A 16,901-nucleotide genomic window follows, 5' to 3' on the forward strand; every position below is an offset into this window, starting at 1 on the left:
TGAATAGAGGAGATAATCTGATGACATACTTCCATGCTGCTCAATCTTCTATGCCTGTACTGGTAGTTGGCGCTGGCCCAGTAGGCTTAACGCTAGCTGCCGAGTTAACACGTCATGGTGTTCCCTGTCGCATCATAGATAAAGCCGCACCACGCCCAATCGTAGAGTCGCGTGCTGTTGGCGTTCATACACGCACACTCGAAATCTTCGAGCGTCTTGGTGTTTTGCAAACTGCCCTTGAACAAGGTCGCATTGCCCGTGGAGCTAATTTCTATGGGGATGGACAACAGCTAGTCCATCTGCGACTCGACGAACTCGATGTTCCTTATCCCTTTTCTCTACTGCTTGAGCAAGGTAAAACTGAGCGCCTCCTAGTTGAACATCTTGCTAGCCAAGGGCTAACAGTGGAGCGCCCTGTTGAGTTGATCGCGCTCACGCAAGAAGGAGACACAGTTCACGCTACTTTACGCCATGAGGACGGAAGAATTGAAGAGGTAACGACTGCATATTTAGTAGGTTGTGACGGCGCACACAGCACAGTCCGCCATTTAATAGGCGTGAGCTTTCCAGGGCATCCCCATGTAGGGCAGTATGCCTTAGTTGATGTGGATGTTGAGTGGGATCGTACCTGGCCTGATGACCAAATTCATACCTTCTTACGCCCTGAAGGTTTATTAATTCTGGGTCGGCTACCTAGTGGCGTTTGGCGCATAGTAGTTACACTGCCTGATGACCAACCAAGAATAGAAGACAAGCAGGCAATACTAGCCTTAATTAAGCATCAGCTAACTTATCACCCCGATGCTGGTATACGCGAGTTGCATACCCCTCTATGGGTTTCTACCTTTCACATCAGTAGCCGTGTGGTTGAACAGATGCGCTACGGGCGTGTATTTCTTGCAGGAGATGCTGCACATATTCATAGTCCTGAAAGTGGTCAAGGCATGAACGCTGGGATGCAAGATGCCACAAACTTAGCTTGGAAGCTTGCACTCCATGTGCGTAGGCTGGGTGGCGAGGCGCTGTTGGATAGTTATCACGCTGAACGACATCCGATCGTAGTTGAGATTGTAAGAACTACCGAGTTTGTCGAGCGCCTTTTAGAACTGAAGCAACCTCTAGTTGCGAAAGTACGCAACGCTACACTGTCGCTGGCTTGGCATGTGGATGCAATTGAGCGTCAGATGCGGAACGCCTTTGCCGCTAATACCTACAACTACCGCCACAGTCCCTTGGTAGGCGAACACACTCAGTCATTTGTTGAATGGTGGCACGCAATAGCCTACACTGAGCCACACCCATCAGTAGGCGATCGCTTTGATTTTAGCCATGGCCCAACAGCAGGCGATCGCGCACCAGATGCCCGTAACATAGTAACGCAAGATGGCCAACCACATCGGTTGTTTGAAATTTGGGGTAGCGAAGCACGACATCATTTATTAGTGTTTGCCGGTTTAAAAGAACAACCCCAGCGTTTAGAAGAACTTCGGCAGATAGTTGCCTTGTTGCAATCGCGTTACGGTACACTCATTCAATGTCAATTGGTTTTGTCCCAGCAAGGTGACAACGAGCAATTTAGCTTATGGGATTCTACAGGTGAACTAAGCCGCCGCTACGGGGCCCAGTTTGAGTGTTTGTACTTAGTGCGACCAGACGGTTTTGTTGGTTTCCGTAGTCAACCTGCCCAGTTACAGCCGTTAGAAGCATTCTTGATGCGGTTACTTGGTAACTCCGTTGAGCTAACGTTGAACTAGTGAAATCATGACGGCAGTAAGGGGATAAAAGAAAACACAATACTGGTGAGAGTGAGTATGCAAGAAAAGAATCCCGATCAAATTTCTTTGGTCGATAAGTCCACTTCTCGTTTACCCCGTAGTGATAAACGAGATCGCATCTTAGCGGCGGCACGCGAAATCCTTGCCCAGAGGCGCTATGAAGATGCAGCTGTCTCAGAAATTGTCAAGCGTGCAAACGTAGCTCAAGGGACTTTCTATCGCTATTTTCCGTCGAAAACAGCTTTAGTAAGCGCACTCGCTGAGGAATTGCAACGCGATATTACACAAGCAGTAGAACAGATAGCGACCGAGAACCAACCTTTGGACAAGTCGCTAGAAGCCCTGATCCGGGCTGCACTGGCGGCTGCTACACCCTACCGAGACATTCTAAGTATCCTAGATACTGAGACACTCTTATTTGGTTCGTCTTCCTCTGCGGAGGAGCGTCGTGAGCCTTACTTGCAGCAGCTAATCTTGCTGATCAAACGTGACCAAGCCTGCGGGCGGATTTCATCAAACATAGATCCAGCGATCGCAATTCGGCTTGTGGGCAGTATCCTGGATCGCATGGCACGCGATTGTTTACTTTATCATCCCGAAATTGCCGTCGAACACTATCTTGCAGAGACAGTAGGTTTTGTACGTCGTGCGCTAGGTATTGTCATGGAATAACCAAATTAATCACAAACAACTTAGCGCTCAAAACGTAGATGCATCTGTCATCCAGGGCTAATACCAATTAGACTTGAGCCATTAGAATTACGCGATCGCTTTAATTATTCAATGGGCATAAGTTCTGGAAACACTACTCAGAAAACTGCATAAAAACACTCAACTGGATCTATTAAGTCAGTGAAGGGTTTTAAACCCAAAATCTGGAATACTGTTGCTTGCCTTTGTAGCTAAATATCTACAGAAGTACAGGCTCCCTAGTAGTTCAGCTGAAAGTATATATTAAAAGGAAAAAGGCTTGATATGCAAAAGCAAATTTTGGGTTTAGCGATCGCATTACCAACGATATTATTCACTGCCTTACCTACTTTGGCAAATCCTGTACAAGTTATTACGCCTAAAGTTGGTAATTTACAACCAGTTCTGGTACAAGGAGAATTTCAAACTCCTGTAATTGAGAATCAACTCAGGAACCCAGGAGATGGCCAATCACCGGGGCCAACCGGTGGGAACTCGCCAGTAAAAGGCCCTGGGCCCAGACCTCCTCGCAGAGATACATTGTTGCAACTGGGTACAGGTTTACAAAATACGATCAATTCTAGCTCCGTAAATCTGAACATAGCCAACCCCGTTCTTGGTCGCTAATATTCGGGTTAGTTTTGAGGTAATCTTTCAGCAATTTACAACTGCGAATCAGTAGATTGTTTAAATCTTGGGTTTGCAGTTCTGTGCTTTGAAGACGCCAAAGTTTAGCTGTACCATCAAAACTGGCAGAAGCCAAAAATTTCCCATCGGGGCTAAAACTGAGGCTCAATACTGCATCAGTATGTCCTGGAAGAGTTTTGAGTTCTCTGCCTTCACGGTTCCAAAGTTTAATGCTTCCATCACCGCTAGCTGAGGCTATTATCTTGCCATCAGGACTAAAGCTGACACTGTAGATGGCATCAGTATGTCCTGTAAGAGTTTGTAGTAAAGTTCCATTGCTGACTTGCCAGAGTTTGATAGTTTTATCAGCACTAGCCGAGGCGAGTACTTGACCGTCAGGACTAAAACTGATGGCGTTGACAGCATTAGTATGTCCTGGGAGATTATACAGTAACTTGCCATCCTTAACTCTCCAAAGCAAAACTTTGTTATCTCTACCAGATGAGGCCAGTACTTGACCATCAGGGCTGAAACGAACGCTCAAAACTTCAGCCGTGTGTCCTTGGAGAGTTTTAATTAAAGCTTTTTGCTGAATATTCCAAAGTTTAATGGTCATATCAGCACTGGCGCTGGCCAGAATTTGACTATTGGGGCTAAAGCTGAGACTATTGACATTGCTGCGATGACCTTGAAGAGTTTTAATCATATAGCCGTCACGAGTCCGCCAAAGTTTAATGTAATGGTCAAGACTCGCTGAAGCTAATGTCTCGCCGTCAGGACTGAAGGCTAAACCGTAGACTTCATCGCTGTGTCCATAAATTGAAGTATTATAGCCTTCCAGAGTTTGGCGCAAAGTTCCGTCACGCTGCCAAAGTTTTATCGTAGTGTCTTGACCTGCGGTGGCTATTTGCCCATCGGGACTAAAACTCACACTATAGAGTTGACCTTGAGATCCTATGAGAGTTTTGAATAGAGGATTATCTCGCTGCCAAAGTCTAACAGTTTTATCAGCGCCAGCCGAAACTAAGGTCTGGTCATCTGGGCTAAAACTGGCGCTGTAGACTGCAATGCTATGTCCTAGTAAAGTTTGGCGTAAAGAGCCGTCTTGAGAACTCCAAAGTTTGATTGTGCTATCAGCGCTGGTGGAAGCTAGGGTTTGACCATCATGGCTGAAGTTGACGCTGAGAACTGCTGCATTGTGTGCTGGAATAATTTTTAGCAGTGTGCCATCTCTGCGCCAGAGTCTTACGGTTTTATCAACACTAGCTGAAGCTATTTGACCATCGGGGCTAAAAGCGACACTGGAAACTCCGGCGCTATGCCCAAGTAGGGTTTTTTGCAACAATCCATCGCTAACCCTCCAAAGTTTAACAGTCTTATCTGCACTAGCGATCGCCAAAATTTCCCCATCAGGGCTAAAACTGACACTATTAACAAAATCCTTATATCCGCTAAAAGTTCTCAGCAAATGACCATCGCTAACTTGCCAAATTTTAGCAGTGCGATCGGCGCTACCAGTAGCGATCGTCTCACCGTTGCCAGACCAAGATAAACTCAGAACTTCGGCAGTATGACCTTTTAGTGTTCTAATTAAACCACCGTCGCTAGTTCTCCACAGCTTCACGGTGCGATCAAAACTAGCAGTTGCGATCGTTTGACCATCTGGGCTGAAACTGACATTCCGCACTATATCAGTATGCCCTGTTAATGTTCGTAGCTTTGTGCCATCCCGTCCCCAAATTATGGCCGTTTTGTCGTTGCTAGCCGATACAATTGTTTTGCCGTCAGGACTGAAACTCACGCTCGATACTTCAGCGCTATGCCCTTCCAAACGGTTACGCTCTTGGGTTCCAGAAATTACTTGTTGTAAAACACCCAAAGTCTGAGTTTGCAAATCGGCTGGTGCTACAAAAGTGTTTTTTAGCTGTTTACCTGCTTTGACACTAGCAATGAGTGCTTCTAACTGCTGATGCGATAAAAGATTAGCTTGAGATGAGGCATTTAAGGCTTCAATTTCTCGCAATTGGGCTGCTTGGGATTTCCAATAGGCTAAAGAGCCGAAACAGACAGCCGCTAATCCTAAAATACTGAGTGCAACTACAGCCCTTTGAGCTTGCTTGAGTCTGGTTTTCTCTTGTTGTTGCTGTTGTTTTCTTTGTACTAAACAAGCTTCAATAAACCGTTGCACATCAGCAGAAAGTTCGTCGGTATATTTAATATAGATATCTTCTGCCTCGGCTAGTCGCACTCCTTGTAATAAGAAATCAGCTTGCTGACTGCGTTGCAGCCACAATTGGGAAGCTTGCTCAATTTGCCTTTGTTTTCGCAAGCGATCGCGATTTTCTTCTAACCACCAGCGTAAAGTTGACCAATGACGGATGAGGATTTCATGGGCAACTTCTACTGTGATGGGAGAAGGGGAGTAGGGGAGTAGCACTTCGGCTACGCTCAGTGACCGGGGGGCAGGGGAGGCAGGGGGGGCAGGGGGAGAAATGTTTTCTGGTTCGCCTTGTCTACTTTGTCCTTTTGTTACTTCTTCTTCTAAATTCATCACTACTAACTTGGCAGCAGTTAAGGCGTTGAGGGTTTTTTCTACCAATGCGGCGGGATATTTTTTGACTATTAACTCTGATTTATGTACTCGTCTGCGAGTATCTTCTGTACCTTCACCTAGTTGCGTCAAAGATAAAAAAATCCATTTAGCACATTCTTGCATTTGAGAATCGAAACTTTCGTAAACAGCTTGAGACGATCGCTCTAATGCTCCTTGAATTCCGCCTAGTTGCTCTTGATAGGTTTGTAAAGTCAACTCACCAGCAACTCGATGTTGCCATAATTGCTCTAAAACAAATTCCAGTAACGGTAAATCTCCTGGTGAGTGATTTAACTCCCGCAACAATACTTCAACCAGTTCTGGTTCTACTTTTAACCCGACTTGTTGAGCCGGGTTGAGAATCATCCGCCGATAATCATCCAAACTTAGCTTCGGTGGAACTAACACGCTCAAATCCTGCAAAGCTTTAGCCAGTGCTGGTACTTCCAAACAGGAGGCAATAAAGTCTGCCCGTAAAGTAATAATTAATTTGAAGCGATCGCCAGCATATTGCACCGCTCCCAGCAATAATTCTAAAAATAGCTCTCTGTCTGGAGTCGGAGCTAGAGTAAAGATTTCCTCAAACTGATCTACCACTAGCACCACAACTCGATGGGGTTGATTGCGTATCCAGTAAACAAATCCCTCCACCCCTTGGTGAAATATTCCCTCTAACAAAAGATGGGGAGAGGCAGGAGGCAGGAGGCAGGATAGCGTAGCGTTAGCGAGTCCGCGAGCGTCGGCAGAAGGCAGGAGGATGGATTCTTCATTTTGAATTTTGAATTTTGAATTTTGAATTGTTTGCCTCCCCTGCCCCCTGCCCCCTCCCCCAAGCCGCCGCGCTAAAGCTTCAAGCGGATTTGCCCCTGGACGAATACTTCCAATCCACCATTGTTCGCTGCTGGGTATTTGTTTGCCCAATCGCAGTTGGGGAATTACACCAGCTTGCACAATTGAAGATTTGCCGCTTCCAGAAGCACCGATGACGGCTAAAAAAGAGCGATCGCGTAGTTGGTGGATTAACTGCTGAGTTAAAGCTTCTCTGCCGTAAAAATACTGACTATCTTCTTCCAAAAAAGCACTTAAACCCATGTAAGGGCATACTCCCAAATCCAATCCTGTGGTTGATTTTGGCGTGTTTGCTCCCGTTTTTGCTTGGAGAATTTCTATAATGCCTTGTGTGCCTGATAGCCAGATGTAAAGAGGAACGCCGCTACCTGCCAAGGATAATTGTAATTGAGCGATCGCTCCGGCGGCTGAGAGTCCATCTGTATGCGTTGCCGCCATCAAAGTATCGAGAAATTTTTGGGCAAAGCGTTCTGGTGCGTCAGCAGGTGAGGCATAAGCGATTAAACATTGTCCTTGGTGGGAGTCAATTTGCAAATCTTCTACCCAATCTTGCAAGGATGTATTAGCTACAGGACAATCGAGGATGATAATTTGTTGAGCTGTACAAAGGCGTAGCTGTTGTTTCAACCAGGAACGCTTGATGCGGATATTTTCTCCCAGCAATAACCATTCACCTGCGTCGGTTTCTTCAATTCTTCCCCGCAGATAAAGTAGAATCACTTCTGATGCTGGTTGTTGTAAATGACGAGCGATCGCTTCTTTGATCCGATTGGCAGATACTTTTGTTGCTGGCAAATACTCTAGTGCAAAATCTCCAGCACTTCCGAGAAATTTGCTAATATCTAGTGTTGTTTTGCTGACTAATAATCCCTCTACTACTATTCCTATCCGGCGATGCACTCCAATAGTTGCCTGAGTTAATCTTTTCCCGACAATTAGTTCCCCAACTCCCTCAACAATTCGTTTAGGAGTTTGCAAGGGATATTCTCGAAAAAGCTGAGTTTCTCCTTTAGTTTTTTTCTGCTGATTAATCAGCCGCAATTGTTGATTACTTTTATCTATATATTGGAGAGTTTGATGATACACGTATCGATACAAATTATCCACATAAATTAAGCCTTGACTATCTGCTGCCTCACCTTGCAACCCTTTCATTAAATAATAAGTAAACACCCCATGTCCCAATTCGGGAAACTCCCAAGATTGCTGGTTAGTATCACAGGAAAGCAAAGCATAAAAACCTTTACTTTTAGCAGCACGCTGCTGTAATAATTCAACCATTTTTGGTGTAGCATTCAGCAATGGTTCTATTGTTGTACCTCTGAGTGTCATCCCGCCACTATGACAAGCATCTAGCCAAACAAGCTGATTTTGCACTCCACTATTACCCAACAACAGCAAAATTTCTTGTAAAGCTAAAGCTGTGTTTTGCAGATCGGATTTGTGAGTATCTGCCAAACACAAAAATGCTTGCTGCGCGTTTGGTTCTACAATTCCATGTCCAGAAAAATAAAATAGAATAGTATCAATAGGTTGAGCCGCAGTAGTAATTTGCCGCAGACTAGCACGGATGTTTTCTAAAGATGGTGGTTGCGGTGCAAAATCATGATATATCTTCACCTCTGTTTGAGTAAATTGTGCAGATGCATTTACCAACGCTTCTGCTAAACCCTGACAATCTACTGTTGAATAACTCAGGCTAGGTAGTCCGTCATCTTGATATTGATTGACTCCCACCAACATTAGCCATAGCTTAGGAGTTGTAGTTTGTTTGACTGAAGTTGAGCGACTAGCGATCCCAATTGGTGGCATTACAGTAGTCCTAAATGCGTTGTAAATAAGGTAGATACTGTTGCAATACTGCTCGGTTAAGGATTTTTAACTCGGAGTTGGGTTTAGGGAAAAGGTTAAAGGGTAAAGGTTAAAGGTTTTTTCTTTCCCCTTTCCCTCGCCCCTTATCCCCAGAGGGGGCCCCACCTTCCCCTTTTCCCCTTAACCGACAAGTATTGGATACTGTTGTAACTTAAGAAAATCAAATTGTTGATGATTATTCAGGAAGTTAAATAACCGCTTAACAACAGCAAAACATTTGCAAACTTGCTAAAACTTTCTCAAAAGTCTTTTATCTCTAATAGTCTGTAACTTGTACTTTAGGATAAAATTAGCATAAACTTACAACTCAGATAAGATTGATATACATAAATAATAATAATAACTGAATTGCAGTCCCAAACAGATAAATTTTCTACACAAAGACTTGTCAGAGGTTGGGAGATGTATTACCAGTAGAGTAACCATTGACCATCGCAAAACAATCCATGACCTTGTAGAGTTATTCTTTCATCGTCAGGATAAATACAAGTAGTTGGTGCAATCTGATGAAGTGTGTGTCCACTGTGCAAGACAATTTCACCAACTTTGTAATTATGAAAAGTTTTGGTTCTAAATCGTTTAAGAATTTCTACATTGCTTGCGATCGCTTGACTATAATCATTAATATAGTTGAAATCCCAAACATTCAACCCACCCCCATTTTTCGGCAATTTAATTGGTAAAGTAAAGGAGATTGTGTTTACAGTATCGAGTTTACCTTCATCCCATTTGAGGTTTCGGTACTGCAAATCGAAGTGTGTGGTAGCATTTGGTTTAGTGATAAGATTAGAATCTTGCCAAATATGAAACCCAGGCAGTGCTGCATCTGATTTATACCTTACAGGGTTTATAAGCGCCTGCTCTAAATATTCTTTGACTAACTTATAAAGCCAACCAAAGTGTAGTTCTAGAAGTAGATTATATTCACGAGCTATAGTATAATAATCTCTAGAAAAATTAGGTTCATTTAAGAAATCTAAGTAACTAGCCGTACCTAAAGTATAGAAAAACTTTGGAGAGTTTCCTCGTTTTATCCATAATTCTCTTAAACTATGAATTACAGAACAAATATCATTACATTGTTCAACTGTCACGATTTGTTCTGAGAAAATTTCATTACTAGAATCTGTATCCCAACTAATACTATTTCCTGCAATATTTTCTGTAAGCAAAGCTAATAGCGAGTCGGTTATTTTCCCATCTGCCCGAATATCATATCCATCGTATCCCGGCATTGGATTAACTTCTAAACACCAGTACTCTAAATCGTTAGTAACTTTAAAATCCCAACCTGCAAACTTTAACCCCAATGCGGCAGTTGCACTAATAATTTTTTGGTGTAAAGCTTCTGGTAACTCCCACTCTACATACTCAGCTTCTTCATGAAAATGGCGATAGTCTACCTGCGGACATTTTATTAATTCTGCGTGGACTCTATTACCCACTACATGGGCGCGTACATCAGCACCCTGTATATATCTTTGTAAATGAACTGGGCCTGCGTCTGGGTGGAAATCGAGAAACTCCTCTGATTTTACCAGTCTGCTATCGGCACGAACACCCGATGTTGTTTTAACAATTGTTAATCCAGCGTTAGCAAACTCAGCTAAAATTTCTGGATTGGAACTGGTAATGCTATCAGCAACTTGAAAACCTAAAGATTGCAGATGAAATTCATGAAGTGGTTTTGAGAAATTATTACCGCCAGCACCAGGACGATTAATTACGTTACCGGGAATATGTTCTAGCCAACAGCAAAGTGCAGCAAGAAGACTTTTCCATCGCATCGCATCTTGCACATCTGATTGTACGGTTGAAAGGTCAATCAAGCGACAATAATAAGAACCATGAGGATTTAATAGATACTTTTGGCTAGAACAACTTATCCAGCTTTGATTATCATCGGGTAATGCTAGCCGCCAATCTCCATTTTGAATAACTTCGCGTAAATTAATTACTTGGACTTCGACACCACAAGATTCAGCGTAGTTAACAAAATGACAAAAAGTGCGATCTGAATCAAGGCCAATTGCGTAAATCATGAGAAAATAGTCTCCAAAAGTGCGGGAGCAAAATCCGACCAAACAAACTGTATTTCTTCCAAAGATGGATAAGGGTTGATACGAGCAATATTGGCACTTTCTAGGTTGCTATCAATACTCCAAGTTACAGTACCAAATACCAAATCTAAATTTCTCAGCAGCGAAATACTTTTTTCTTCTAACTGCAAATGTTCTAGAGATGTATTGGTGCAACGCCATGCTTTATCTTCTAAAACAACAACAATTTCATATTCCAGGTTAGCCGAAACCCAACTTGCGCGAAATGGCCCCATTCCTTCAGGAATTTCTGGATATGCAGCAGTATTATAAGTAGTTAAATCTTGGAGATACCATTGTTTATCGAGTAATGCTTGCGGTGATGGTGGAACTTGCGAAGAGAATACTTCTAGATTGCTAGTATAACCAGCCTTTAATTTAGTCAAGTTAGAAGAATACGATAAATTACCCCAAAGACTGTTTGCAGTTGGACGATTAATTACTGTTGATTTAGATAATGTCATCGCTGCCCATAAAGTAGCAAGACACTCATCATAAATAAAAGAATCATCAAAACTAGCGCGAATCGGCATCTGTGGCGGAATACGTAAAATAACTGGGATTTCTGGTGTAATATATGATTTTCTAGAAGTAACACCGATAGAAAACATTCTTGCAGCATTGCAAACATCTAAAATTGCACTTTTATAACCTTTTTGGCTAACCAATTCGTTAACTGCTTGGCAAAAAATGTCATCACTCGAACCAATAATTAATAAATCCATAATATTTAGTCAATCGTTTTATCATGGGAGGCTTATATTCCCGACTTTTTGAACAAGTCGGGAATCTGTTTTTTCACAATCTCTATTCTTTAGAAGATTGGCTTGTTAGCTTTAATTAAAGTTTGAGGACGCACATTTTGTATTACAGGAATTTTCAGTTGATCTGCTGGTAAAATAACTGGATTAGCTCTATCTAGAAGGCCACCACCACAATTACCACTTTCGCAAGTCTCTTTACTATCCTTACCTTTATCGCTAGAATCTTTGCCTTTATCACTCGATTCTTTTGTTTTACCACCGTCAGTTTCTAAGACACTATTCAAAGGTCTTTGATTCAAATTATGAAGAGTGTCACGACGGGCAGAATTGGTAATAAAAGGCTTATTTGATACGATCCCATGAGAATTTACTTGTGGGATAGATTCAGCTTTAGCTACAGTACTAATAATTGAACTAGCTATTGCTAAACCCATTACTAATGCTAAACGTGTAGAAGTTGAAGTTGTAATTTTCATTCTGATTATCCTTTTATTTGGTTTGTTGTTTGTGTTGTTATGACTGGATTTGTGAAGGTTTTACGGCTACTTAAGTTTTCAGTTTTCACCTTTCACTTAGTCAATAGGTTTGCTTTGATATTTTTATGCAGTCTTTGCAAAACTTTTGATAATTATTTTTCGACAGGATTTACGCGAAATAATAGAAAAACGAACCGCGAAGGCGCAAAGGACACGTTTGCCCTTGGCGTTCCTGAAGGGTAGAAATGAGAATTTCAGAGAGTTATTGCGTAAGTCCTATTTGAGATTAGAAAAACCCCGCAGAAGCGAGGTTTAATACTGGGATAAATTTTACCTTTTGCAGCAGTTTTGAAGTACAAAGCTATGGGTTTTGAGGCAAGAACTATAAACTCTTTCTATCTTATTTTCAGTCTTGCTTTGTGTATCTCAGTTACTTGCAAACTTCTCTAGTTTTGTTAGAGGTTGTTTGAAAAGTGTTTTGCTGTGACTTTAGGCACTTTAGATCCCCCCTAACCCCCCTTAAAAAGGGGGGAACCGGAGTCAAAGTCCCCCTTTTTAAGGGGAATTTAGGGGGATCTAAAACTTTTGATACCGACAAGAGGACTTTTCAAACATCCTCTTAGAGTAATAATTGATGCTGATTTTTAGTGATTATTTATCTCACTCTTGTTTGCTTTTGAAAGTATTCACGAGAATAGTAATTCTGCCTGCCGCTATTATCTAAAAACTGCGTATAGCCTTGCAACAGTAATTCTTGACGAGCGGATCCTAAGGTGAGGAAGGAATTTGCGAACCCTTTATTATAGTTGGCTGTTGCATATTTATGATTAGTATCTTGGACATTAATACCATAGGTAACTAATGGTGCAGTTCCCCAATCACAATCACTAGGATGACATTTGCCAAACACCTGAATATTTAATTTATTGCTACCACCGGAGGTAATTACTAAACGAGTAATATTAGAAGTATTGGCATCTTTATTTACCCAAGTACCAATAAAGTCAGCAGGTACAGCTAAAGCAGGATTGATTAAAGCAGTAGTTAAGATGCTACTAGCAGCAATAAAACTCAAAGAACGTTTCAACATTTTAGTCACACTCCATTATTCGTAATTGTTTTTGTAACTTATTGATAAGTAGACACGATTACCAGTTGGCTAAGTATAAAATATTTCATTTAAGTCGAAATATAATCCTCACACCTTGTAGTAAAGTTTGTGTAGGCGTCCTTTAACGCTTTCAGTCTTTCTATAGGTTGGGTGACAATTTTTTATGCATCCTCGACAAAGCATTATTGAAATTTTTTCAACTTTTGTGCAATTTGACGCCGATCGCTTCAGTGGTTGGGCGACGGAATCAAAGCTACGTCGCAGTATGCAAAGTTGTCTCAACCGCACTCGTCAAGAAACTTCGGAAAATTTTTGGACTTTATATTGGTATAAATTTTGGCTTGTTCCTGAAACAACGCTACTGGCTAAACAGCATCTGTCGGCTTACTTGCAAGAATCCTGTTATTGGGCATCCCAAAAAACAGTTAACAGTTTTGCGAGTACTCAGTACAAGCTATCAGACTGTTTTCAGATTGCGATCGCTCAAGTTGATAAAGTTCTCAAAGGGTTTAATCCAGATCGAGGCTTTATTTTAAAAAACTACGCTAGTGCCCTTTTTAGCAGTGCTATTCGGGAAAATTTACGCCAAAATCGTGAAATTGATATTTGTACCGATTGGGGATTATTACGAAAAATTACTAAAAAATTTTTGGTGGAGTCTTTACAAAATGCAGGTTTATTGCTAGAAGATATTAACGATTACGTCCTCGCTTGGAACTGTTTCAAAAGTATATATATCCCCACACAAAAAGGTACTTCTCGCCAAATTCCTCAACCAGACAACGAGATTTGGGAGGCGATCGCTAAAGCTTATAATTCACAAAGTAGTCAACAAGTCAATTCCCAAACCCTAGAAAAGTGGCTGTTAACTGCTGCTAAAGCCGCACGCCGTTATCGTTATTTTCCCGTTGACTCTCTCAATATTCCTAAAGGGAGCGATGATTCATGGGAGTGGCTTGATAATATTCCCGGAACACAACAAGAATCTCTAATTAATGAAATTCTTGCCCAAGAAGAAGAACAAACAAGAAATTTCCAACAAACTGAGATTAACAAAGTTTTAGTGGCTGCGATCGCTCAACTCGAACCGCAAGTACAAGAAATTTTACAACTTTATTATGCTCAAGAATTAACTCAAGACAAAATTGCCAAACAATTACAAATACAGCAATATACTGTCTCACGGCGACTAAAAAAAGCCCAAGAAACTTTGTTACGCTTTTTAGCTAATTGGAGTAAAGATAGTTTGCATATTTCCCTTACTTCAGACCTACTCAAGAATATAAACATACTAATGGAGGAATGGTTGAAAAATTATTATGGTGGATAAGTGGGGAGTGGGGGAGAAATCAATTCAAAATTCAAAATTCAACACTTGTACTGAGCGCAGTCGAAGTATTCAAAATTCAAAAACTTCTGCCTCCTGCCCAATGCTTCCCGCCCAATGCCCAACCCCAATCCCCAACCCCTATGACTATTGACACCACTGTATTTACTTTCGCTAACCCAACAGATATGGTTTTGGAAATCCCTACAACTACCCAAAACCAAGCGGATTTACACAGCCAAGCTTTTTCTAATGCTAATTCTCGCTATCAAGCTTATATTAATCAACTTTGCCTGGATGCTATCTTGTTATGGTTGCAAGAAGACTGGACACCACAGACAAAGGTTTGGCCAACTACCACTGCTTTACCTAGTTTCTGGGAACTGGTTAATGGAATTGCACTCACGCTTGATACAACAAGATTAGTCTTGATACCAAGCGAGGCAATTGATTTGAGTGAATTGCGAGTACCTCAAGAATGGGTGGATATTCCTAGTTGGGTAGGTGATTATTATTTAGCTGTACAAGTTGAACCAGACGAAGGCTATGTTAAGGTTTGGGGTTATTGTAACCATGAAAAACTGAAAACTCAAGGCAGTTATGATGCTAGCGATCGCACTTATTCCCTCGATGCTACTGATATAATCAACGACATTAGCGTTTTAGCTCTAGCGCGTCAATTATGTCCAGAAGAACCCACCCGTAGCCCTATCGAAGAGATTCCCAGCTTATCGCCACAACAGGCAGAAAATTTAATAGCCCGTCTGGGAAACCCGGAAATACTTACACCCCGCCAAGAAATCCCTTTTCAACTGTGGGGTGGATTAATTCAACATGGCGGTTGGCGACAAAATTTATATCAACGACGCTTAGGATTACCAGAACAGTGGTCAGTTCTCCAATGGTTGCAAAGCGGTGTTTCTCAAGTTGCTGAGGCTGTTGGTTGGGGAAGCTTTGATTTACAACTGAGTGCTGCTGGGGCGCGGGGGGTGGAAGACACACAACCAAGTACTATTCTCTCTCGTCGGTTGGCGATCGCAGGTCAAATTTACGAACTTTTTATTATACCACAAGGTGAGCCAGATGCAACTATTTGGCGTTTTGAATTACGTAACGCTGCGATCGGTGCAGCTATTCCCGGTGGTTTTAAACTCCGATTACTTACCGAAGATTTACAGCCTTTTCCCAATAATGAAGATGTAGCTGCAACGGCTGTAGAACAACTCTACGTAGAAGTTGCCTTAGAAGCAGGAGAAAGCATAGTCTGGGAAATAGAACCTTTTCCCGACGATTATAATTGGGAAATACTTAAGTTTTAAAAAATAATTTAGGCGTTGCATATTTGCGGGATGATAAAGACTTGGGAGAGGTATTGCTACCTTGTCTACCTTGTTCCCCTGCTCCTATTGGATGCAAAAATTGAGTGCTGGAACGTCCTCTTTACGAGACACTACTCGCGTTCGTTTGAATGCCACAAAGAGCACGTTTGCCTCAGCAAGCGTATTGGCGGGCGATTGTCTACGGCAGATCGTATATATCTAATTAGGGGGCTTTGGGTTTGATGAACTTGAGCTACTTGCGACGCCGAATAGCCCGCCACAGGCATCGCTGCCAGTACACTTGCTCTCAAGAAGCTCAAGCTGGTTTGCGGTGATAAAATCAGAAGAATCAGCCGTTTTAGAATTACGAAAAGCTACAAACTTAACCAATAGGGATTAGCGCAGAATGAATCACCAGCAATTATTTAATGATCGTCTGGCTGTATTAGCGACAATGCACCAAAAAGAAAAGGTAATTGCTCCACTATTAGAACAAGAGTTAGGCATCAAAGTTATAGTACCACAAGATTTTAATACTGATGTTTTTGGCACATTTACTAGAGAAGTAAAACGTCCGGGAACACAAATTGCCGCAGCTAAATTCAAAGCAGAGAAAGCTTTAGAATTAACACGAGAAAATTTAGCGATCGCTAGCGAAGGTAGTTTTACACCTCATCCATTAATTCCTTACATTTACTGTAATAGAGAAATAGTTGTTTTTTTAGATAAAATCAATAATTTAGAAATTATTGGTCAGGAAATTTCTACAGATACTAATTTTAATCATCAAATCATAACAAATTTAGATGAGGCATATATTTTTGCTAGGAAAGTTGGTTTTCCGGAACATGGACTAGTTGTCTGGTTTGAAAATTTAGAGAATAGATGTAATGAAATAACGAAAGGTATTACAACAGAAATAGATTTGATAACATCAGTTAATTTTGCATTGCATAATTCACCAAATAATCAGGTAAATATTGAGACAGATATGCGGGCAATGTATAATCCCACTCGGATGAAAAATATTGCAAAAGCTACCCATAATTTACTCAATAAAATTAGCAATTGTTGCCCAAAATGTAATATACCTGGTTTTGAAATAACTGAAATAATTCAGGGATTACCCTGTGAATTTTGTCAGCTCCCAACCACCTTACCATTGACTGCAATTTATCAATGTAAAAAATGTGGTTTTAATCAAGAGAAACTATTTCCTAATGGTATGGAATTTGCGAATCCAGCCCAATGTATGTACTGTAATCCGTAGGGTATCTCTACACGGGGAGGATGTGGGGGATTAGTCAGAATTGGGATTGCTGGCAATACTGCTCGGGTTTTGGATTTTTAACTCGGAGTTGGGTTTGGGGAAAAGGTTAAAGGGTAAAGGTTAAAGGTT

Annotated in this window: 11 protein-coding genes; 6 read left to right on the forward strand and 5 right to left on the reverse strand. The window is 41.6% G+C overall.

Features of this window, described 5'->3' with window-relative positions; all coding sequences use genetic code 11:
* Nucleotides 1–20: 20 nt before the first annotated feature.
* The 3 genes from RMX98_RS22845 to RMX98_RS22855 all read left to right on the forward strand — a co-directional run bounded on the left by RMX98_RS22845 (nt 21) and on the right by RMX98_RS22855 (nt 3,092).
* Complete coding sequence (locus tag RMX98_RS22845) at nt 21–1,754, forward strand: FAD-dependent monooxygenase (protein WP_322680541.1); 1,734 nt, start codon at nt 21–23, stop codon at nt 1,752–1,754.
* Between the two features lie 57 nt (nt 1,755–1,811).
* Complete coding sequence (locus tag RMX98_RS22850) at nt 1,812–2,447, forward strand: helix-turn-helix domain-containing protein (RefSeq protein ID WP_322680542.1); 636 nt, start codon at nt 1,812–1,814, stop codon at nt 2,445–2,447.
* Nucleotides 2,448–2,750: 303 nt separating this feature from the next.
* Nucleotides 2,751–3,092, forward strand: a complete 342-nt coding sequence (locus RMX98_RS22855) for a hypothetical protein (RefSeq protein WP_322680543.1) — start codon at nt 2,751–2,753, stop codon at nt 3,090–3,092.
* Here RMX98_RS22855 and RMX98_RS22860 read toward each other — a convergent pair.
* The 5 genes from RMX98_RS22860 to RMX98_RS22880 form a co-directional block, all read right to left on the reverse strand.
* Entirely contained in the window at nt 3,046–8,346 is a 5,301-nt protein-coding gene (locus RMX98_RS22860) for a caspase family protein (protein ID WP_322680544.1), read from the reverse strand. The genes RMX98_RS22855 and RMX98_RS22860 overlap by 47 nt on opposite strands.
* Before the next feature lie 467 nt (nt 8,347–8,813).
* Nucleotides 8,814–10,448, reverse strand: coding sequence for a hypothetical protein (locus tag RMX98_RS22865; RefSeq protein ID WP_322680545.1), 1,635 nt, complete (start codon nt 10,446–10,448; stop codon nt 8,814–8,816).
* On the reverse strand, nt 10,445–11,230 hold the full coding sequence (locus tag RMX98_RS22870; protein ID WP_322680546.1) for a hypothetical protein: 786 nt from the start codon (nt 11,228–11,230) through the stop codon (nt 10,445–10,447). The genes RMX98_RS22865 and RMX98_RS22870 overlap by 4 nt, the downstream gene beginning before the upstream one ends.
* A gap of 89 nt (nt 11,231–11,319) precedes the next feature.
* Nucleotides 11,320–11,745 carry a hypothetical protein gene (locus tag RMX98_RS22875; RefSeq protein ID WP_322680547.1) on the reverse strand — a complete coding sequence of 142 codons (426 nt, stop codon included), beginning with the start codon at nt 11,743–11,745 and terminating at the stop codon, nt 11,320–11,322.
* Between the two features lie 655 nt (nt 11,746–12,400).
* Nucleotides 12,401–12,835, reverse strand: coding sequence for a hypothetical protein (locus tag RMX98_RS22880; RefSeq protein WP_322680548.1), 435 nt, complete (start codon nt 12,833–12,835; stop codon nt 12,401–12,403).
* Between the two features lie 184 nt (nt 12,836–13,019).
* Between RMX98_RS22880 and RMX98_RS22885 the strand changes: the two genes are divergently transcribed.
* The 3 genes from RMX98_RS22885 to RMX98_RS22895 all read left to right on the forward strand — a co-directional run bounded on the left by RMX98_RS22885 (nt 13,020) and on the right by RMX98_RS22895 (nt 16,772).
* Complete coding sequence (locus RMX98_RS22885; RefSeq protein ID WP_322680549.1) at nt 13,020–14,186, forward strand: sigma-70 family RNA polymerase sigma factor; 1,167 nt, start codon at nt 13,020–13,022, stop codon at nt 14,184–14,186.
* A gap of 140 nt (nt 14,187–14,326) precedes the next feature.
* Entirely contained in the window at nt 14,327–15,502 is a 1,176-nt protein-coding gene (locus RMX98_RS22890; RefSeq protein ID WP_322680550.1) for a DUF1822 family protein, read from the forward strand.
* Nucleotides 15,503–15,908: 406 nt separating this feature from the next.
* Nucleotides 15,909–16,772: a DUF6671 family protein gene (locus RMX98_RS22895; RefSeq protein WP_322680551.1), complete on the forward strand. Its 864-nt coding sequence runs from the start codon at nt 15,909–15,911 to the stop codon at nt 16,770–16,772.
* Nucleotides 16,773–16,901 lie beyond the last annotated feature (129 nt).

This window comes from Nostoc sp. DedQUE02 (genome assembly GCF_034531035.1).
Classification (GTDB): domain Bacteria; phylum Cyanobacteriota; class Cyanobacteriia; order Cyanobacteriales; family Nostocaceae; genus Nostoc.

What these genes read in the sequence shown, in the direction of transcription:
- RMX98_RS22845 (WP_322680541.1), top strand. Translation starts at nt 21, where the DNA reads ATGACATACTTCCATGCTGCTCAATCTTCTATGCCTGTACTGGTAGTT.
- RMX98_RS22850 (WP_322680542.1), top strand. Translation starts at nt 1,812, where the DNA reads ATGCAAGAAAAGAATCCCGATCAAATTTCTTTGGTCGATAAGTCCACT.
- RMX98_RS22855 (WP_322680543.1), top strand. Translation starts at nt 2,751, where the DNA reads ATGCAAAAGCAAATTTTGGGTTTAGCGATCGCATTACCAACGATATTA.
- RMX98_RS22860 (WP_322680544.1), bottom strand. Translation starts at nt 8,346, where the DNA reads ATGCCACCAATTGGGATCGCTAGTCGCTCAACTTCAGTCAAACAAACT.
- RMX98_RS22865 (WP_322680545.1), bottom strand. Translation starts at nt 10,448, where the DNA reads ATGATTTACGCAATTGGCCTTGATTCAGATCGCACTTTTTGTCATTTT.
- RMX98_RS22870 (WP_322680546.1), bottom strand. Translation starts at nt 11,230, where the DNA reads ATGGATTTATTAATTATTGGTTCGAGTGATGACATTTTTTGCCAAGCA.
- RMX98_RS22875 (WP_322680547.1), bottom strand. Translation starts at nt 11,745, where the DNA reads ATGAAAATTACAACTTCAACTTCTACACGTTTAGCATTAGTAATGGGT.
- RMX98_RS22880 (WP_322680548.1), bottom strand. Translation starts at nt 12,835, where the DNA reads ATGTTGAAACGTTCTTTGAGTTTTATTGCTGCTAGTAGCATCTTAACT.
- RMX98_RS22885 (WP_322680549.1), top strand. Translation starts at nt 13,020, where the DNA reads ATGCATCCTCGACAAAGCATTATTGAAATTTTTTCAACTTTTGTGCAA.
- RMX98_RS22890 (WP_322680550.1), top strand. Translation starts at nt 14,327, where the DNA reads ATGACTATTGACACCACTGTATTTACTTTCGCTAACCCAACAGATATG.
- RMX98_RS22895 (WP_322680551.1), top strand. Translation starts at nt 15,909, where the DNA reads ATGAATCACCAGCAATTATTTAATGATCGTCTGGCTGTATTAGCGACA.